Origin of the sequence: Streptomyces sp. SAJ15 (assembly GCF_007595705.1) — a bacterium.
In the GTDB taxonomy this organism is placed as follows: Bacteria; Actinomycetota; Actinomycetes; order Streptomycetales; family Streptomycetaceae; genus Streptomyces.
In genome coordinates this window covers 462570-480364 of sequence record NZ_NISY01000002.1, presented here as the reverse complement: position 1 = coordinate 480364, position 17795 = coordinate 462570, and the positions used below count along the sequence as shown (strand labels likewise).

Genomic DNA, 17795 nt, shown 5'->3' with positions numbered 1-17795 from the left:
GATCAACAACCAGCTGACCTACGAGGAGATGGCCGCGCTGATGAAGAGCTGCGCGGGCCTGAAGGTCGACCCGGCGATGCTGGCCGACCGTCCCGACGCGCTGCTCGCCGACTTCGGCCTGGACTCGCTGGGTCTGCTCGCCATCGTCAGCGAGCTGGAGCAGCGGTACGGCACGCCGATCACGGCGGACGCCGATACCTGCAAGACCCCCCAGGACCTTATTGCGATCACCAACTCAGCCGTCACCTCAGGAGCCTGATATGTCCGGACACACCGACAACGAGATCGTCATCAAGGCCCCGCTCGACCTGGTCTGGGACATGACCAACGACCTGGAGAGCTGGCCGCAGCTGTTCAGCGAGTACGCCTCCGTCGAGATCATGAAGCGCGAGGGCGACACCACCACCTTCCGGCTGACCATGCACCCGGACGAGAACGGCATGGTGTGGAGCTGGGTCTCCGAGCGGGAGACCGACCGCACCGCCCGCACCGTCTGGGCGCGCCGGGTGGAGACCGGCCCCTTCGCGTACATGAACATCCGCTGGGAGTACGAGGAGACGCCGGACGGCACCCTGATGCGCTGGACGCAGGACTTCGAGATGAAGCCCGACGCACCGGTGGACGACCCCGGCATGACCGACCACATCAACCGCAACTCCAAGATCCAGATGGGGCTGATCCGGGACAAGGTCGAGCAGCGCGCCCGCGAGATGGACCGGGCATGACGGTGCACCGCGCGCTGATCGTGGCGCGCATGAAGCCGGACGCGGCCTCGGATATCGCCGGTGTCTTCGCCGACTCCGACCACGGTGAGCTGCCCGACCTGATCGGGGTGACCGGCCGCAGCCTGTTCCAGTTCGGCGATGTGTACCTGCATCTGATCGAGTCGGAGCGGCCGCCCGGCCCGGAGGTTGCCCGGCACGCGGACCACCCGGAGTTCCGGGACATCAGCCGGCGGCTGTCGGCGTACGTGTCCGCGTACGACCCGGCGACCTGGCGCAGCCCCAAGGACGCCATGGCGTACGAGTTCTACCGCTGGGAGCGCAGGCGCCCGCGGGAGGGCTCGACGGAACGCCCGCGGGAGCGGCAGTCGAGCTGAGGGAGGGCGATACCCATGGTCGAGACAGCCGACCGGCCGGCGCAGGGAACACCCGACTGGGTCCGGTGTGAGCAGTGCGCGGCACTCGTGTACGGCAAGCGGTTCGCCCGCACCCTGCGCGTCTGCCCCGACTGCGGTTGGCACAGCCCGCTGACCGCGCACGCCCGGCTGGAACAGCTGCTCGACCCCGGCTCCGCGTCGCCGGTCGACGGCGCGGAGCCGGTGCACGACCCGCTGGGCTTCGTCGACACCCGCCCGTACCCCGAGCGGCTCGACGACGCCCGGCTCCAGACCGGGCTGCGGGAGGCGGTGGTGTGCGCCGTGGGCCGGATCGAGGAACAGCCGGTCGTCGCCGCCGTCATGGACTTCCGCTTCCTGGGCGGCAGCCTGGGGTGCGGGGTCGGCGCCCTGATCACCGAGGCGGCGCGCACCAGTCTGCGGCGGCGGATCCCGCTGCTGATCGTCACCGCCTCGGGCGGGGCCCGGATGCAGGAGGGCGTGCTCTCCCTCATGCAGATGGTCAAGACCGCCCAGGCGCTGGCCGAGCTGGACGACGCGGGGATCCTGGTGATCTCGCTGATCACCGACCCCACCTACGGGGGCGTGGCCGCATCCTTCGCCACGCTCGCCGATGTCATCGTCGCGGAGCCCGGCGCCCGGATGGGGTTCGCCGGGCCCCGCGTCATCGAGCAGACCACCGGCGAACGACTGCCGGAGGGCTTCCAGACCGCGGAGTTCCTGCTGGAGCACGGCATGGTCGACGACGTCGTCCCCCGCTCCGCGCTCCGCGGCACCCTCGCCCGACTGCTGCGCACCGGCGGCCCGGCGACGCGGCACGCCACCCCGGTCGGCGAGGTCGCCGACGTTGCGGACGTCGCCGACGTCGCCGACCGGGGTGTCCGGCGCGACGACCGCCCGGCGGACGGGGCGACCGAGCCGCGCCCCGCCGGCACGGCGGGCCATGACCTTGCCGACGACCGCGTCCTGGACGGCGGTAGCGGAACGGGGCGGGATACCGGACGCGGCACACCCGGCGGACGGGACGGCGCGAACGACGAGACCGGGAGACCGGACGGGGCCGGCACGGCCGACGAGACCGGCAGGCCGGACGGGAACGACTCGACCGACGAAACCGGCGTACGAGGGGAGGCCGCCTCCCGGCTCGTCCTCAAGGACGTCATTCCCCGCGCTGAGGCGCGGCTCGCCGAACGCGTGGTGGTGGTGCGGGCGCCGGAGGAGGTGGCGGCGCTGGACTCGTGGCAGGCGGTGCGGCTGGCCCGACACCCGGACCGGCCCACGACGCTGGACTACGCCGGGCATCTGCTGGACGACTTCCACGAACTGCACGGCGACCGGCTCGCGGAGGACTGCACCTCCATCGTCGGCGGGCCGGGGCGGCTGGCCGGCCGTCCGGTCATGCTGATCGGCCATCACAAGGGCGGCCCGGACCTGGCCGAGCGGCAGCGCCGCAAGTTCGGCATGCCCAACCCCGGCGGCTACCGCAAGGCCGCCCGGCTGATGCGGATGGCCGCCAAGCTGCGGCTGCCGCTGGTCACGCTGATCGACACGCCCGGGGCCCATCCGGGGCAGGACGCGGAGCGGCGCGGGCAGGCCGTGGCCATCGCGGAGAACCTGCGGTTGATGTCCCGGCTGCCGGTGCCCATCGTCTCCCTCCTCATCGGCGAGGGCGGCAGCGGCGGCGCGCTGGCACTGGCCGTGGCCGACCGGGTGCTGGTCAGCGCCAACGGCGTCTATTCGGTGATCAGCCCCGAGGGCTGCGCGGCCATCCTGTGGAAGGACCCGCAGGCCGCGCCCACCGCCGCCGCCGCGCTGCGGGTCCAGGCGCAGGAACTGCTGCGCCTCGGCGTCGTCGACGGCGTCGTCCCGGAGCCGCCGGACGGCGCCCACCGCGACCACGCAGAGGCCGCCGCCCTGGTGGGCCGGGCACTGTCGGCGGCCCTCGACGAGCTGGTGCCGTGGGACACGGACCGGCTCCTGACCGCGCGCCGCGGCCGGTTCCACCGCTTCGGCGTCGCCGCACACGCACACACCAGCGGAGGCACATCGTGACGACCCACGACGACCGGATGGCGATGGCAGCGGAGCATCCGGAGAACGGCCATGTGCCGGGCGTGTTGGTATCGCTCGCCCACGGCACCCTGGACGCGGTGTGCCACAGCGTCGCGGAGCTGGTGCGGGCCTCCCGACAGCAGCCGGTGCGGATCCGGCTGCAGCACGGCCAGACCACCGTCGAGGTGGAGTGGCCCGGTACGGCGGACGGCCGGGGCACGGCGGACGGCCCGGGCGCGGCGGCGCGGCCGGCGGCGGACCCGGTCGACACGGCGGGGCCCGCCGTCGGCCCCGAGGACGCCCCGCTCCAGGACACCGCGACATACATCTGCGCCCCCACCGTCGGCACCTTCTACCACTCCCCCGAGCCCGGCGCCCCGCCGTTCGTCTCGGTCGGCGACACGGTGCGCCCCGGCCAGTCGGTCGGGATCCTCGAGGTGATGAAGATGATGAGCCCGGTGGAGGCGACGGTGGCCGGCCGGGTGGCGGAGATCGTCGCGGCGGACGCGCAGCCGGTGGAGTTCCAACAGCGGCTCATCCGCGTCGAGCCGCTCACGGAGGCGCACACCGAGGCCGACGCGGGACGGCGGGCGGACCACCACACGTCCGGCCGACCCGCCGGCCCCGGCGGAAACGGCGCCGGCGGCGCGGAAAGGTGATTCCGATGTTCTCCACGGTCCTGGTGGCGAACCGGGGCGAGATCGCCCTGCGCGTGGTTCGCGCCTGTCATGAACTCGGCATGCGTAGCGTCGCCGTCTACTCCACGGCCGACCGCGACTCGGCGGCCGTCCGACTCGCGGACGAGGCGGTGCACATCGGCCCACCGCAGGCCAAGGGGAGCTATCTGAGCGTGCCGGCCATCATCGAGGCCGCGCTGCGCACCGGCGCCCAGGCCATCCACCCCGGCTACGGGTTCCTGTCCGAGGACCCCGACTTCGCCGAGATCTGCGAGGCGCACGGGATCACCTTCATCGGCCCGTCCCCCCAGGTGATGCAGCAACTCGGCGACAAGGCGTCGGCCCGTGCGCTGATGGCCACGGCCGGGCTGCCGGTGCTGCCGGGCTCGACCGGGGCGCTCTCCTCGGCCACCGAGGCCAAGGAGGTCGCGCAGCAGGTCGGCTATCCGGTGATCCTCAAGGCGGTGGCGGGCGGCGGCGGCCGCGGCATGGCCGTGGTGCGCGAGCCCGACGCGCTGATGCGGGCCTTCCAGCAGACCCGGGCGCACGCCCGAGCGGTCTTCGGCGACGACCGGCTCTACCTGGAGCGGTTCGTGGAGCACGCCCGCCATGTGGAGGTGCAGGTGCTGTGCGACCGGCACGGGAACGCCCTCCACCTCGGGGAACGGGACTGCTCCGTGCAGCGGCGGCACCAGAAGCTGGTGGAGGAGGCGCCGGCGCCCAACCTTCCGGAGGAGGTGCGCCAGGAGCTGTGCGCGGCCGCGGTGCGCGGCGCGGAGGCGGTGGGCTACGTCGGCGCGGGCACCTTCGAGTTCGTCCTGGCGCCGTCCTACGCGTTCCATCTGATGGAGATCAACTGTCGACTCCAGGTCGAGCACCCGGTCACCGAGATGGTCACCGGCATCGACATCGTCCGCGAGCAGCTCCTGATCGCCGCCGGGCAGCCGCTGACCATCCGACAGGAGGACGTGCGGCGCCGGGGGGTGGCCGTGGAGTGTCGGGTGAACGCCGAGGATCCGGCGCGCGACTTCGTCCCGGCTCCGGGGCGGCTGACCGAGTTCGTCCCGCCCGGCGGCCCCTTCGTGCGCGTGGACACCCACGCCTTCCCGGGCTGGCGGGTGGGTCCGGACTACGACTCGCTGCTCGCCAAGACCGTGGTCTGGGCGCCCGACCGCGAGCAGGCGCTGGCCCGCATGGATCGGGCGCTGGGCGAGTTCCGGGTCAGCGGCGAGGGCGTCACGACCACCCTGGGCTTTCTGCGTCGCACCCTGGCGCGCCCGGAGTTCCGGTCCGCGACCCACACCACCGGGCTGATCGGCAGCTGACGCGGCCGGCCCGGTGGGCCGCCCAGGTGACCCACCGTCAGCCGCCCGGTGATTCAACCGGGTGACGACGCGCCGGATCACCACCCGAAGGGATGACACCCCCACCCGAATGCGACACCGTCCAGTGGCGGGCGGGTCTGAAGTGGCTGACGGTGAGGAGAGCGACTCCGCGATCCTATTACTGACATATGGTCAGTAATCGCCCGGAGCGCCGGAAGGAATAACCATGCGTTCCACTCGCACTCTCATCGCTGGAGCGGTTCTCGGCACCGCCCTGACCCTGGGTGCCCCCGCCGCAGCGTTCGCGGACGCCTGGGACGGCGGCCATGGCGGCTACTCCCACGGCTACGACGACGACTCGTGGAAGGACAAGGGCGGCAAGAAGGACGACCACGGGTACGGCAAGGACGACTACGGCTACAAGGACGACTACGGCCACGGCAAGGACGACTACGGCAAGGACCACGGGGGCTACAAGGACGACTACGGAGACAAGGGCGGCCACGGCTACAAGGACGACTACGGCCACGGCAAGGACGACCACGGCGGTGGCTACGGCCACAAGGACGACTACGGCCACGGCAAGGACGACTACGGCCACAAGGACGACTACGGCCACGGCAAGGACGACCACGGCGGTGGCTACGGCCACAAGGACGACTACGGCCACGGCAAGGACGACCACGGCGGTGGCTACGGCCACAAGGACGACTACGGCCACAAGGACGACTACGGCCACGGCAAGGACGACTACGGCCACAAGGGCGACCACGGTGGCGGCTACGGCCACAAGGACGACTACGGCTACAAGGACAACAGCTGGAAGGGTCACCACAAGCCGCACGGCGGTGTCCACACCGGTGGCGGCGGCATGGCCCTCAACAGCGGTGGCGGCATGGCCGCCGGCGCCGTCCTGCTCCTCGGTGGGCTGGGCGCGGGCGCGTACGTGCTGCGCCGGCGCACCCCCGCGGGCAAGGCGATCTGACGGGGCGCCACTCGGCACGACCTGCCGTGGCCACCGCCTTTCGGCGGCGGTGGCCACGGCGCTGTGGCGCTCTCAGGGACCGCCCCGCTCCCCGGCCGCCGGCCGCCGGCGGCCGGGCCCGCCCGCGGGGCCCAGAGAAAGGCAACGCTGAATGGATTACCAGAAGTCTTCGCGGCACCCGGTCCAGGTGCAGGCCGCCCTCTCGCCGCTGTCCCCGCAGCCCCCGAAGGGCCGCGACTCCAACACCCGTGTCCTGCGCTGGGCCGCCGCGGCGTCCCTCGTGGGCGCGCTGCTCATCTACAACTCGGTGGACGCGTCCTCCGAGCCCTCTCCGGCGACCACCCCGGTGCAGAAGCCGCAGGCCGCTCCCGCCCCGTCGGCCTCAAAGCAGCAGGCGCCAGAGGCGCCGCCGGCGGCCGCCGCGCTGCCCACCGCGCCCAGCGGCCCCTCCGCGGGCCCGCGCGGGCCCGCCCTGCCGCGCTCCGCACCGACGCGTTTGCAGATCCCCGCGGTGGGCATCGACGCCCCCTTCACGGACCTCAAGCTGAACCAGGCGAGCGGGGAGCTCAACGCCCCGCCCGCGGACGACAACAACCTCGTCGGCTGGTTCGTCGACGGCGCCTCCCCCGGCGAGCGCGGCAACGCGATCGTCGCCGGGCACGTGGACACCAAGACCGGGCCGGCGGTGTTCTTCCCGCTCAGCTCGTTGAAGAAGGGCAACAAGGTCACCATCACCCGCAACGACGGCATCGTGGCCAGCTTCATCGTGGACAAGATCGAGACCTTCGCCAAGAACGCCTTCCCCAACGACCTGGTCTACGGGGACACCAACGACGCCCAGCTGCGCCTGATCACCTGCGGGGGCGCCTACGACCACAACGTCAAGGACTACACCGCCAACGTCGTCGTCTTCGCCCACCTCGACTCGTTCAAGTGGACGTGATCCGGGGCGCCCCGACGGTTCGGGGCACCCCGGCGGCTCCGGCGGCACGACGTGCGTGACGGTCCTCGGCGGCCGACGAACGGAACGCTGCGAGTGGACGTGACGGACGGACGCCGAGCACCACGGGGACGGACGCGCCACAGGCCCGAGGCCCGGCTTCACGCCGGGCCTCGGGCCTTCCGCGTGGACCGTCCGCACGCCCCACGGCGACCGACCGCCTCAGCGGACCGGCACCGTGCCGTGGAAGGCGTGCAGATACGGGTTGACGGGCTGGATCTCGCCGACCGCGATGCCGGCCTCCGTCATGCGCGCCACCAGGCTCTCGGTGGTGTGTTTGCGCCCGCCGACGTTGAGCAGCAACAGCAGGTCCATGGCCGTGGTGAACTTCATCGACGGACTGTCGTCGACGAGGTTCTCGACGACCACGACCCGGGCCCCCGGCCGCGCGGCCGCCACCACGTTGCGCAGCGTGCGGCGGGTGCTGTCGTCGTCCCACTCGAGGATGTTCTTGATGATGTAGAGGTCGGCGTCGACCGGGATCTCCTGCCGGGCGTCGCCGGGCACCAGCCGCACCCGGTCGGCCAGCGCGCCGCCCTCGCGCAGCCGGGGGTCGGCGCCGGCCACCACCTTGGGCAGGTCCAGCAGGGTGCCGCGCACGTCCGCGTGGCGCTCCAGCAGGCTGGCCAGCACATGACCCTGACCGCCGCCGATGTCCGCGACATGCCGCACCCCGGACAGGTCGAGCAGCGCCGCGACGTCCCGCGCCGACTGGGTGCTGGAGGTGGTCATGGCCCGGTCGAAGACGCGGGCCGAGTCCCCCGCGTCGTCGTGCAGGTAGCTGAAGAAGTCCTTGCCGTACAGCGTGTGGAAGACGTGACCGCCGGAGCGCACCGCGTCGTCCAGCCGCGGCCACGCCTCCCAGGTCCACGGCTCCGTGCACCACAGGGCGATGTAGCGCAGGCTGTTGGGGGCGTCCTCGCGGAGCATCCGGGACATGTCGGTGTGGCAGAACCGGCCGTCCGCCGTCTCGGCGAAGATGCCGTGGCAGGACAGGGCCCGCAGCAGCCGGCTGAGCGACTGCTGGTCGGTGTCGAGCCGCCGGGCCAGCTCGGCGGCGCCGACCGGTTCGTCGTCCATCTGGTCGGCGACTCCGAGCCGCGCCGCGGCGCGCACCGCCGCGGCGCGCGCCGCGCCGAAGACGATCTCGCGCAGCCGCATCGCGGACTGCGGCAGGGAGCCGGTGGGAGCCTGACCGACGCCCTCCGTCACCGGGGGCGGTGGGGACGGGGGCGGGCCGGTGGCGATCGTGGGGGTGGTGGTCGTCATGTCAGCACCGTCCGGCGGGTTGTGAGACTGCGCAGGTGTTGCGGGAGAAGGCGTTGCCCGGGCCCTTGTCCTGGTCGTGCAGGTCGGCCGGGCGGTTGTCGAGGACGTCGTTGCGGTTGACGACGTTGTTGGCGTTGGGCGTGCCCACCTTGCTGCCGAACAGCACGATGCCGCCGGACATCGGGGAGTTGCCCGAGTGGCTGACCACCCAGTTCTCGGTCACCACCGAGTCCTCCACGCCGGTGAGCAGGATGCCGGTGCCCTGGATGTGCTCCAGGCGCGTGTTGGGCGGGCAGTAGCGGTTGTTCTTGTAGACGTCGTTGCGGCGCACCGTCAGCGCGCCCGCGCGGGGCTTGGACTCGTCGCCCACCAGGAAGATCCCGCCGCAGTTGTCGCTGACGTGGTTGGACTCGACGGAGAGCTGGCGCAGTCGTCGGACGGTGACGCCGATGCGGTTGCCGGTCAGCTGGTTGCCGCGGACGACGGTGCCCTTGGTGTCGATGGCGGCGCCCTCGGCGTTGCTCATGTTGGCCAGGAAGATGCCCGACTCGCCGTTGTCGCGGGCCTCGTTGTCCCGGATCTCCGCGCGCATCGACCGCTCCTGGCTGATGCCGTGGTGGCCGTTGTTGCGGGCCAGCACTCGACGGATGGTGGTCCGGTCGGTGTGGTTGGTGGCGATCCCGCTCTTGGCGAAGCCCTGGACGGTGAGCGAGCGGATCGTGACGTCGGTGACGGGCTTCTGGGCCGTTCCGGTGACGCAGATGCCGTTTCCGGCCTTGGCGCAGGCGGCCTCGGCCGTCTCGGCGGTCCCGTGCGTCGGCGAGATGACGGTCTCCTCGCCCACCCCGCGGAGGGTCAGGTCGGAGACGGAGATGTCGATGCTCTCCCGGTAGGTGCCCGCCATGATCGTGATCGTGTCACCGGGCCGCGCGGCGTTCACGGCCGCTTGGATGGACTCTCCCGGATGGACGGTGTGCTGGGTGCCGGCCGGAGCGGCCCAGGCGGCTCCGGACTCCAGGACGAACAGGACGGCGAAGGGTGCGAGGTACCGCACGTGTCGTATCTGCATGCCTGGAAACTATGAGCGTTTCTGGCGGTTCGCCACTTATGTTCCGCTGACCCCGTGGAGGACGCACACCACCCCGCGGAGGACGCCCGCTTACCCCGCGCAGGACGCCCGCCGACCCCGCGGAGGCCGCCCACCGCCCACGGCGGGGCCCGGTACCCCGCGCGTCACCCATACGCCGCACACCTGACGGACGCGCCGTCAGCTCGACGGTCGGCCGCTACGCCGCGTGTGCGACGTGCGCGGAGGGGGCGGGCGGGCCCGCCGTCCGACTCACTCCCGCGCGCCCCGCCCCGACCCGGACGGCTCAGACCCGGACGGCTCAGACCCGGACGGCTCAGACGCGGACAGCTCCGCGAACACCGCCGCGAAGTCACGTAGCGCGTCTGCCACATGAGGGAGTCGCAGCGGGTCGGGGGCGTCCAGGGCGCGCTGCCGCTGCTCGTCGGTGACGCCCAGGAGCGGCAGCACCGACAGCCGCGCGCGCAGCGCGGGCGGCGGGTCGCCGAACCGGTGACCGCCGGGCACCGGCCGGCCCAGCCGGCGACCGAGGTGGCGCTCCAGCTCCACCGAGTCCGTCACCCCGCGCGCCTCCAGCGCCTCGCCCAGCTCGCCGAAGTCGGCGTAGAGCCGGGCGCCGGCCCGCGGCGGGCGACACAGCACGCCCGCGTCGGTGAGCTCGCGGTACGCGGCCCCGGCGACCGCGCCGAGGACACGGGCCGCGGCCGCCGCCCGGGCGCGCACCGCGGGCGGCTCCGCCAGGGCGAGCCCGGCCGCCGCGGCGACGGGCGCCGACAGCCGCGCCCCCAACGCGCCGAGGGTGGCCAGGGTTCCCGCGCGCAGTTCGGCGCCGCGCGCGGTGGCGGGGAACCGGGCGAGGGCGACGGGCCAACCGGGCGGGGTGAGGGCGCCCGCCAGGTCGTTGAGCACCACCACCCGCTCGGGCAGCATCTCGGCCGGGCCGACCACCACCGTGTCGTGCGGGTCGTGCACGGTGTCGCGGCAGGTCTCGTCGCTCACGATCAGCAGCCCCTCGTCCGCGGCCGCCTCGCACACCTCGTGCAGCAGCTCGGGCGGGGCGACCGTGCCCGTCGGGTCGTCGGCGACGGCCAGCACCAGTACCCGCGGCGCCCCGCCCTCCGCCCGTACCCGGCGCACCGTCTCCAGCAGCGCGAACGGATCGGGGACACCACCGCACTCGGCGGGGACGGCCGAGTGGTACGCGGGCCGGCCGGCCAGCCGCGCCAGCGGCTCGTACCAGCTCGCACACGGCCGGGCCAGCAGCACGTCGCCGCCCGCCGCCGCCAGCAGCGCGAGCAGCAGCGGCCGTCCGCCGGGAGCGGCCACGACATGCTCCGGGCCGGTGGCGAGCCCCCGCCGCGCCCAGTAGCCGCACGCGGCCGCGCGCAGCTCGGTGCCGCCGCCCAACGGCTCGGGGGCGGTCGCGCCCGCGGCCGACGCGAACGCCGCCGCCAGGTCGGCGAGGACCGGCAGTCCGGCGTCGCCCCCGGGGCCGGAGGGGTCGGGCTCCACGGAGTCCGCGGCCGCCATGTCCGGGGCCGCGGCGCCCGACGCCGGGGAATCCGGCCGCGCGCTTGAGGGATCCGGATCCGAGGGGCCCGGGTCTGAGAGGTCCACGGGAGCTGTCCTCCGCCTGCCGTCACCGTCGCGGAGGTCCACCTTCGCAGATCGCGACGGCGCGACGGCGGGACGACACGAGCGGTGGACGGGAAGCGAGGGGCAAACGGGGCGACGGGAGGGGCGAGGGGGCGGCGCGAGCACCGCATGGGCAGGCGGCGGAGCGATGGCCCCCGCCCCCACACACTCAGCCGGTGCCCCCACACTCCCCCCACGATCAGTCGGCGCCGCCGACCCCAACCGAATACTGAGACGCCACTCTCGACATCCGAGATCGCGGCGTACGGTGGAGCCCGTCGCCGGTCATCTCGCCCGGCGGGGAAGGGAGTTCGCCATGCCCAGCAGCACGGAGCCCCCCGCGAGGGGGGACACCGCCGTCTACACGCACGGCCACCACGCCTCGGTGCTGCGCTCGCACACCTGGCGCACGGCCGCCAACTCCGCCGGCTATCTGCTCGGTGAGCTGCGCCCCGGGCTCTCGGTGCTGGACATCGGCTGCGGCCCCGGGACCATCTCCGCCGACCTGGCCGAGCGTGTCGCGCCGCGCGGCCGGGTCACCGCCGTGGACTCCGCCCCAGACGTCCTGGAGCACGCCCGAGCCCACGCCGAGGGCCGCGGACTGCCCGCCGACGCCCTGCGGGTCGCCGTCGCCGACGTCCTCGCCCTGGGCTTCCCGGACGACTCCTTCGACGTCGTCCACGCCCATCAGGTGCTCCAGCATGTGAGCGACCCGGTACGGGCGCTGCGCGAGATGCGCCGGGTGTGTCGGCCGGGCGGGGTGGTGGCGGCGCGCGACGCCGACTACGCGGCCATGACCTGGTATCCGCGCCCTCCCGGCCTCGACACCTGGCAGGAGCTGTACGGACGGGTCGCGCGGGCCGGCGGGGGCGAGCCGGACGCCGGCCGGCGGCTGCTGTCCTGGGCCCTGGCCGCCGGCCTCACCGGCGCCACCGCCTCCGCCTCGGTCTGGTGTTACGCCAACCCCGAGGAGCGGGCCTGGTGGAGCGGGCTGTGGGCGGAGCGCACCGTCGCCTCCTCGTACGCCGGGGTGGCCGTCGACGGCGGCCACGCGACCACCGCCGTGCTGCGGTCGATCGCGGACGCCTGGCGGGAGTGGGGTGCGTGCCAGGACGGATGGTTCACGGTCCTGCATGGGGAGATCCTCTGGAGGAAGCCGAAGGCGCCCACCGGGTGACCTCGTCACCAACTAGGCTCCCCCACATGGACATTCTGGGGACTTCACTACGGGTGTGCGTCAACGACCTGGACGAGGCGGTCGCCGTCTATGAACGGCTGACCGGCGCCGAGGCGCTCCGCTTCACCCGCGGCGGCGTCTCGGTCGCGGCGGTCGGCTGCTTCTTCCTGATGAGCGGGCCGGAGACGGAGCTGTCCATCCTGCGGAAGATCACCGCGACGATCGCGGTGAAGGACGTGGACGAGGCGGTGGCGGACCTGCGGGCGGTGGGCGCGCAGATCGTCGCCGGTCCGCTGCCCACCCCCATCGGCCGCAACCTGGTGGCCCGTCACCCGGACGGCTCGGTCTTCGAGTACGTCGACCGGAAGGCGGTCGCCTAGGGCCGCACCGGGGACACGGAGCCGTCAGAGCGGGTTGAGGCGGCCCTTGAGCAGGCAGAACTCATTGCCCTCGGGGTCGGCGAGAACGTGCCAGGACTCCTCGCCGGTCTGGCCGATGTCGGCCGGGCGCGCCCCGAGCTTCAGGAGGCGTTCGAGCTCGGCGTCCTGGTCGCGGTCGGTGGCGTTGACGTCGATGTGCAGCCGGGGCTTCCCCGGCTCCGGCTCGTCCCTGCGGCTGAGGAAGATCGTCGGTTGCGGGCCGCCGAACCCTTCGCGCGGCCCGATCTCGATGCTGCCGTCCTCTTCGCGACCGAGCACCACGAAGTCCAGGACCTCGCACCAGAACCGCGCCAACACCTCGGGGTCGCGGCAACCGAGCACGAGCTCACTGATACGACATGCCATGGAGGGAACCTACTCTCAGCGTGGGAACCGCCGGGGCTGCCGCGCGCGGAGCTCTTGGGCTCCCCGCAGGGGGAAACACGTTCGAGACCGTACCGGGCGGGGCCAGCGGGTGCGAAGGTTTTGGTGACGCCAGGTCAGCTGCTCCGCACGCCGACCGTCGGCGCGGCCTGCGCGGCGCCCTCGATCGGGCCCGCGGCATCGACCGACTGCTCCGGGCGCATGCGGTACTCGTAGCGCTCCGGCAGCGGGTGTTCGGCGCGCGCACGGGCGCGTACGCCCTCGGTGATCGAGCCGCCCTCGCCGGCGATCAGCCGCTCCGCGATCGCGAACCAGGTGTCACCGAGCGTCTCGTCCCCCTCGCGCAGGTCGGCCACGTCGAAGCCGCGGTCGAACACGGCGCGCGCGGCCGCCGGCTCCCCCTGGGCCAGCAGCGCCCGCGCCAGCAACAACCGGAAGCGGCCCCGCTCCCGGACGGCCGGCGGCAGCTCCTCCAGCACCGTGCGCGCCTCGTCCGGGCGGCCGGCGGCCAGCAGGGCGGTGACCGCCTCGCGCCCGAGCGCGGCCTCGGCCCCGGGGACGGGCGGCCGCCCGTCCCCGAGCACCGACCGCACCGCGCTCAGCAGCCGGTCAGCCGCCCGCTGGGGGTGCCCCCCGGCGGCGTCGGCGGCGGCCAGGCAGCGCAGCGCCCAGGGCGAGGGCGCGTGCCGCAGCGACCGCTCCCAGCTGCGGGCCGCCTGCGCGCGGTCACCGGAGTGCCACTGGGCGACGCCCAGGTGGTACTCGACGGCGGCGTGGGAGGGCGCCGCCTCCAACAGCTCCCGCCAGGGCGGCGCCACCAGGGAGGCCCCGGGGGCCGCGGCCGGATCCCGCCACGGGGGCAACGAACCGGTGTTCAACAGCGCGCGCCACGGCTCCTGTTCGGGTCCGAGGGTGTCGGCCGCGAACGGGGTGCCGGGCAGCTCTGTATGGGAGCGTTCGCACTCCAGGGCGCCCCACCCGGAGCCGACCGCCAGCCGCTCCCCGGGTGTGGTGTCGGCGTACGGCCGCCAGGCGGCGTGGGCCGCCGCCACCTCGGCACGGGGCAGGGCCGCCGCGAGCTCCGCCTCGACCGCCTCCCGGGCGGCCCGCCAGTCGCCGCCCTGTACCGCGCCGGGGTCGGCGGCCAGCGGCCCGTACGCCTCCAGCCAGCTGAACTCCTCGCCGGGTTCGAGCGGCACGTGCTCCAGCTGGGTGCGGGCGAGCCCGGCCTGGATCTCGGCGTAGCCTTCGGTGCCCGGCTCGGTGAGCCAGCGCTGCCAGCGCCGTCCGCCCGGGCCCGCGCCCCACAGGAAGAGCTTGCGGCCGCGCAGCAGCTCGGTGGAGGTCTGCACCAGTCCGCGGCCCTCGCCGTCGAGCGCGGCGATCCAGCGCCGGGCGTCCTCGGGCAGCTCGTAGAAGTAGTCGGCGGCGTGCTCGCCGCGCAGCGGGTAGCTGCGGTCGGCGCCGTCCCACTCCGGGACGGGGACGCGGCGCAGCGCGCGGTCGTAGCCGAAGTGCCAGGCGGTGTCGGCGGGGGCGAGCACCCGGGTGTCGGGCCCTTCGGGCACGGCGGTGTTGGACCACCAGTAGACGGGGGCCGTGTGGTGGTGCGGGTTGCGCACGCGCACGCCCACGTAGAGGAAGTCGGAGTCGTCGGGGAGCCACAGGTCGACCTGGAAGGGCAGGTCGCGCAGCCGCTCCCACTCCCACAGCCGTAGCATCTCCCCGCCGTCGGGGGCGGCCACGCGGGCGGCGTGCAGCGGGGCGCAGGAGAGCGTGGTGTGCCCGGTGGCGCCGATGTTCCACTCGATGCCGCCGGAGAACCAGGCGCCGTTGAGCGCGAAGTCGGCCGGCTGGAAGACGGGGTTGCGGTAGAGGAGTTCGCGGTCGGTGGGCTTGTGGCGCAGGGAGTGGATCCGGCCGCCGAGTCCGGGCAGCACGGTGGCGCGCAGCCGCTCGTTCTCGATCACGATCGCGTCGAGCTCGGTCTCCGTGCGACGTCGTCCATAGCCGTCCCGCAGCGGCACCGGAAGCAGCGAACGCAGCGGCTCGTAACCGATCTGTCGGGCCATCTCGGCGGGGAGCGCGGCGCGCTGCCGGGCATCGAGCCGGTGCGCCTCGTCGAGCGGGTGCAGGGCGGGCAGCGGATTGACGGGCCCGAGCGGGGCGGCGGGCAGGGTCAGCAGGGTACGTCGCACCGTCGTGGCCACAGCGGCGTCACTCGCTTCCTCGCCGGGGCCGCCACGGCTGTGGCGGCCGTCAACGACCATGGAACACCGCCGTGGCGCCGCTGAACAGGGCGTCTCCAGGGGGAGTCGAGGGGGCCGCGCCGCCGGGAGGATCCGGCGGGCGGCGACGTGGCGCAGGCGGGCGGCGACGTGGCCCGGGCGGCCGACCGCGTGGCTCAGACGGCCGGCCGCGTGGCTCAGGCGGCCGGCGACGTGGCTCAGGCGGCCGGCGGTGTGGCTCAGGCGGGCTCGTCGAGCATCTCGCGGGTGATGGCCCAGCGCTGGTGGTCCCGCCACGCCCCGTCGATGAAGAGGTACTCCGGCGAGAAGCCCTCCAGCCGGAAGCCGTGCCGCTTCACCAGCCCGGTCGACGCCGCGTTGTCCGGCTGGATGTTGGCCTCCAGCCGGTGCAGCCCGAGCGGCCCGAAGGCGTGCCGCAGCACCAGTCCGAGCCCCTCGGCCATATAGCCCCGGCCGGCCGAGAGGACGAACGCGCCGTAGCCCAGGTATCCGCTCTGGAACCGCCCGCGCACGATGTTGTTGACGTTGACGAATCCGGTGACGGCTCCGGTCTCCCGGTCACAGACCAGGAACCCCTCGCGGTCGGGCCGCTCCAGCTGTCCGATGTAGCCGTCGAAGGCGTCGTCGGTCGTCGGAAGGAACAGCCACGGTCGGTGGAACTCGACGCTCTCACGGGCGAGTCGGGTGAACTCCTCCCGGTCGCCGCGCGCTATGGACCGGATGGCCGCACGGGTTCCTGCGGCGATGTACTCGGCATGCGGGGAGTCAGACATCGGACAATCTTAGGAAGTCGCGGCGCTCAGCTCCAGGTCGCGGGGGCGGTGCCCCAACGGAGGGAGGGGTGCGCCCAGCGCGTGGGACCGCCGTCGAAGTCCACCGGGGAGAGCGCGTGGCGCAGTCGCCCCAACTCCCCGTCGACTTCGGCGAGCCGGCTCCCGGCGTCGCCGAGACCCGGGACGTCCGTGCTGCCGGAAGCCGGGGCCTCCGGGGTACCGGGAGCCGGGGCCTCGGGGGTGATGCCGGGGGCAGGGGTGGCCCGGGGCTCGTCGGCGCCCCGCGCCGGGGGCCTGGGGCGGGGGTCGGCCGGGATGCCGTGCAGCAGCCAGCCGGCGGTCTGCGCGAGCGCGAGCCGGGCCAACCGGGTGCCCCCGCCGACGAGTTGCTCGGTGACGGCGCGCAGCACCGCGGCGGCCAGCAGATAGCCGGTGCCGTGGTCCAGGACCTGAGCGGGGAGCGCGCCGGGGCGATCCTCGGACGCGTCGGCGGCCGCCTCCAGCGTGGCGATGCCGGTCGCGGCCTGCACCAGGCTGTCGAAGCCACGCCGCCCGCCCCAGGGTCCGTAGCCGCCCCAGGCGCTCAGCTGCCCGATGACCAGGCCGGGGCGGCGCTCGGCGAGCGCGTCGGGGGCCAGCCCGTACCGGTCCAGGGCACCGGGCCGGTAGCCGGTGACCACGACGTCCGCGGTCGCCAACAGGTCCTCGAACGCGGCCCGGTCGGCGCGGCGGCCGAGGTCCAGCACGGTGGAGCGCTTACCGAAGCCGGTGTCGGCGTGGACGTCGGGGGCCTCCGGCAGGCCCGGCGCGTCCACCCGCAGCACGTCCGCACCGAGCAGGGCGAGCGTGCGGGTCGCCACCGGCCCCGCGAGCACCCGGGTCAGATCGAGCACCCGCAGGCCGGCCGCGGGCAGCGGGGTCCGCGGCGCCCCGGCGGGCGGCCCCGTCCGAGACGCCCCGGCGAGCCGGTCGTCCCGCTCCCCCAGCCGTCGGGCGGGCGCGTCCCCGATCCGCTCCAGGGTCAGCAGCGGGTGCCGGGCGACCGCCGCCCCCTGTGGATGGGCCGCCCACTGCTCCGGCGACCGTACGGCGACGGCGAGCCCGCCCGCCGCGTACACCGTCTGCTCCACCTCGCGGGCGGCTCGCCCGGCCAGGTCGGCGGCGACCCGCTCGACGAGGGCCGCGCCGCCCGCGCCCCCGTGGTCGGTCAAACCCAGCGCGGCGAGCAGTCGCGCCCGGTGGTGCGGGTAGTTGGCGTGGGTGCGCACCCAGCCGTCCGCGGTGCGCCAGTAGCGGGACAGCGGGGCGAAGACGGTCGGCGCGCGGCCCTCGATCAGCAGCAGTCGTTCGCTGGCGAACGCGGTCGCCACCGCCGCGTCGTCCACCCGTACGCCGGGCACCGCGGCGCCCGGGCCCGCGCGCCGCGCCGCCAGTTCGGCGGCGGCCAGCGCGCAGACCGCGACCGTGGACCTCGCCAGTTCCCGCGCCGGCAGCCTGGCCGGGAGCGTTCCGGCCGGGCCGCCGTAGTCGATCCGGTCCAACAGCGCGGGGTCGCCGCCGAGCGCCGCCCAGGCTCGCGCCGTACCGTGCGTGGATCGCCTCACCATGCACGCAGTGTGCCAGCGCGGCCCGGCGGCCGCCGGGTG

Annotated in this window: 17 protein-coding genes; 10 read left to right on the top strand and 7 right to left on the bottom strand. The window is 74.2% G+C overall.

Translation table 11 applies throughout. From position 1 onward, the window contains the following. The first annotated feature begins 1 nt into the window (after position 1). The 8 genes from CD790_RS07500 (at position 2) to CD790_RS07465 (ending at position 7099) form a co-directional block, all read left to right on the top strand. Positions 2-259 (top strand): acyl carrier protein, encoded by a 258-nt coding sequence (locus CD790_RS07500; RefSeq protein ID WP_186318952.1) that lies wholly within the window; start codon positions 2-4, stop codon positions 257-259. A 1-nt stretch (position 260) separates the two neighbouring features. Next, positions 261-725, top strand: a complete 465-nt coding sequence (locus CD790_RS07495; RefSeq protein ID WP_144382240.1) for an SRPBCC family protein — start codon at positions 261-263, stop codon at positions 723-725. A 2-nt stretch (positions 726-727) separates the two neighbouring features. Beyond that, a complete protein-coding gene (locus CD790_RS07490; RefSeq protein ID WP_144382741.1) occupies positions 728-1099 on the top strand; it encodes a TcmI family type II polyketide cyclase in 372 nt (123 codons plus the stop codon). Between the two features lie 15 nt (positions 1100-1114). After that, positions 1115-3169 carry an acetyl-CoA carboxylase carboxyltransferase subunit alpha gene (locus CD790_RS35615; protein ID WP_260867401.1) on the top strand — a complete coding sequence of 685 codons (2055 nt, stop codon included), beginning with the start codon at positions 1115-1117 and terminating at the stop codon, positions 3167-3169. After that, a complete protein-coding gene (locus CD790_RS07480) occupies positions 3166-3828 on the top strand; it encodes a biotin/lipoyl-containing protein (protein ID WP_260867400.1) in 663 nt (220 codons plus the stop codon). The genes CD790_RS35615 and CD790_RS07480 overlap by 4 nt, the downstream gene beginning before the upstream one ends. A gap of 5 nt (positions 3829-3833) precedes the next feature. Further along, entirely contained in the window at positions 3834-5171 is a 1338-nt protein-coding gene (gene accC, locus CD790_RS07475) for an acetyl-CoA carboxylase biotin carboxylase subunit (RefSeq protein ID WP_144382239.1), read from the top strand. Positions 5172-5397: 226 nt separating this feature from the next. Then, complete coding sequence (locus CD790_RS07470) at positions 5398-6156, top strand: hypothetical protein (RefSeq protein WP_144382238.1); 759 nt, start codon at positions 5398-5400, stop codon at positions 6154-6156. A gap of 151 nt (positions 6157-6307) precedes the next feature. After that, positions 6308-7099: a class F sortase gene (locus CD790_RS07465; RefSeq protein WP_144382237.1), complete on the top strand. Its 792-nt coding sequence runs from the start codon at positions 6308-6310 to the stop codon at positions 7097-7099. Positions 7100-7318: 219 nt separating this feature from the next. Here CD790_RS07465 and CD790_RS07460 read toward each other — a convergent pair whose 3' ends face one another. The 3 genes from CD790_RS07460 to CD790_RS07450 form a co-directional block, all read right to left on the bottom strand. Then, positions 7319-8425, bottom strand: a complete 1107-nt coding sequence (locus tag CD790_RS07460) for a methyltransferase (RefSeq protein WP_144382236.1) — start codon at positions 8423-8425, stop codon at positions 7319-7321. A gap of 1 nt (position 8426) precedes the next feature. Beyond that, positions 8427-9494, bottom strand: coding sequence for a nitrous oxide reductase family maturation protein NosD (locus CD790_RS07455; RefSeq protein WP_144382235.1), 1068 nt, complete (start codon positions 9492-9494; stop codon positions 8427-8429). Positions 9495-9764: 270 nt separating this feature from the next. Beyond that, positions 9765-11042, bottom strand: a complete 1278-nt coding sequence (locus CD790_RS07450) for an aminotransferase class I/II-fold pyridoxal phosphate-dependent enzyme (protein ID WP_144382736.1) — start codon at positions 11040-11042, stop codon at positions 9765-9767. A 421-nt stretch (positions 11043-11463) separates the two neighbouring features. Between CD790_RS07450 and CD790_RS07445 the strand changes: the two genes are divergently transcribed. Both CD790_RS07445 and CD790_RS07440 read left to right on the top strand, forming a co-directional pair. Next, complete coding sequence (locus tag CD790_RS07445) at positions 11464-12324, top strand: methyltransferase domain-containing protein (RefSeq protein ID WP_144382234.1); 861 nt, start codon at positions 11464-11466, stop codon at positions 12322-12324. Between the two features lie 26 nt (positions 12325-12350). Beyond that, complete coding sequence (locus CD790_RS07440) at positions 12351-12704, top strand: VOC family protein (protein ID WP_144382233.1); 354 nt, start codon at positions 12351-12353, stop codon at positions 12702-12704. Between the two features lie 24 nt (positions 12705-12728). On the opposite strand, the gene CD790_RS07435 is transcribed toward CD790_RS07440, so the two are convergent. From CD790_RS07435 to CD790_RS07420, 4 genes are all read right to left on the bottom strand, one after another. Continuing rightward, a complete protein-coding gene (locus tag CD790_RS07435) occupies positions 12729-13109 on the bottom strand; it encodes a VOC family protein (RefSeq protein ID WP_144382232.1) in 381 nt (126 codons plus the stop codon). Between the two features lie 134 nt (positions 13110-13243). Continuing rightward, positions 13244-15337, bottom strand: a complete 2094-nt coding sequence (locus tag CD790_RS07430) for a DUF5107 domain-containing protein (RefSeq protein WP_144382231.1) — start codon at positions 15335-15337, stop codon at positions 13244-13246. Positions 15338-15594: 257 nt separating this feature from the next. Further along, entirely contained in the window at positions 15595-16149 is a 555-nt protein-coding gene (locus CD790_RS07425) for a GNAT family N-acetyltransferase (protein ID WP_144382230.1), read from the bottom strand. A gap of 26 nt (positions 16150-16175) precedes the next feature. Continuing rightward, on the bottom strand, positions 16176-17756 hold the full coding sequence (locus CD790_RS07420) for a CoA transferase (RefSeq protein WP_144382229.1): 1581 nt from the start codon (positions 17754-17756) through the stop codon (positions 16176-16178). Positions 17757-17795 lie beyond the last annotated feature (39 nt).

What these genes read in the sequence shown, in the direction of transcription:
- CD790_RS07495 (WP_144382240.1), top strand. Translation starts at nt 261, where the DNA reads ATGTCCGGACACACCGACAACGAGATCGTCATCAAGGCCCCGCTCGAC.
- CD790_RS07465 (WP_144382237.1), top strand. Translation starts at nt 6,308, where the DNA reads ATGGATTACCAGAAGTCTTCGCGGCACCCGGTCCAGGTGCAGGCCGCC.
- CD790_RS07445 (WP_144382234.1), top strand. Translation starts at nt 11,464, where the DNA reads ATGCCCAGCAGCACGGAGCCCCCCGCGAGGGGGGACACCGCCGTCTAC.
- CD790_RS07470 (WP_144382238.1), top strand. Translation starts at nt 5,398, where the DNA reads ATGCGTTCCACTCGCACTCTCATCGCTGGAGCGGTTCTCGGCACCGCC.
- CD790_RS07460 (WP_144382236.1), bottom strand. Translation starts at nt 8,425, where the DNA reads ATGACGACCACCACCCCCACGATCGCCACCGGCCCGCCCCCGTCCCCA.
- CD790_RS07455 (WP_144382235.1), bottom strand. Translation starts at nt 9,494, where the DNA reads ATGCAGATACGACACGTGCGGTACCTCGCACCCTTCGCCGTCCTGTTC.
- CD790_RS07440 (WP_144382233.1), top strand. Translation starts at nt 12,351, where the DNA reads ATGGACATTCTGGGGACTTCACTACGGGTGTGCGTCAACGACCTGGAC.
- accC (WP_144382239.1), top strand. Translation starts at nt 3,834, where the DNA reads ATGTTCTCCACGGTCCTGGTGGCGAACCGGGGCGAGATCGCCCTGCGC.
- CD790_RS07450 (WP_144382736.1), bottom strand. Translation starts at nt 11,042, where the DNA reads ATGGCGGCCGCGGACTCCGTGGAGCCCGACCCCTCCGGCCCCGGGGGC.
- CD790_RS07420 (WP_144382229.1), bottom strand. Translation starts at nt 17,756, where the DNA reads ATGGTGAGGCGATCCACGCACGGTACGGCGCGAGCCTGGGCGGCGCTC.
- CD790_RS35615 (WP_260867401.1), top strand. Translation starts at nt 1,115, where the DNA reads ATGGTCGAGACAGCCGACCGGCCGGCGCAGGGAACACCCGACTGGGTC.
- CD790_RS07425 (WP_144382230.1), bottom strand. Translation starts at nt 16,149, where the DNA reads ATGTCTGACTCCCCGCATGCCGAGTACATCGCCGCAGGAACCCGTGCG.
- CD790_RS07435 (WP_144382232.1), bottom strand. Translation starts at nt 13,109, where the DNA reads ATGGCATGTCGTATCAGTGAGCTCGTGCTCGGTTGCCGCGACCCCGAG.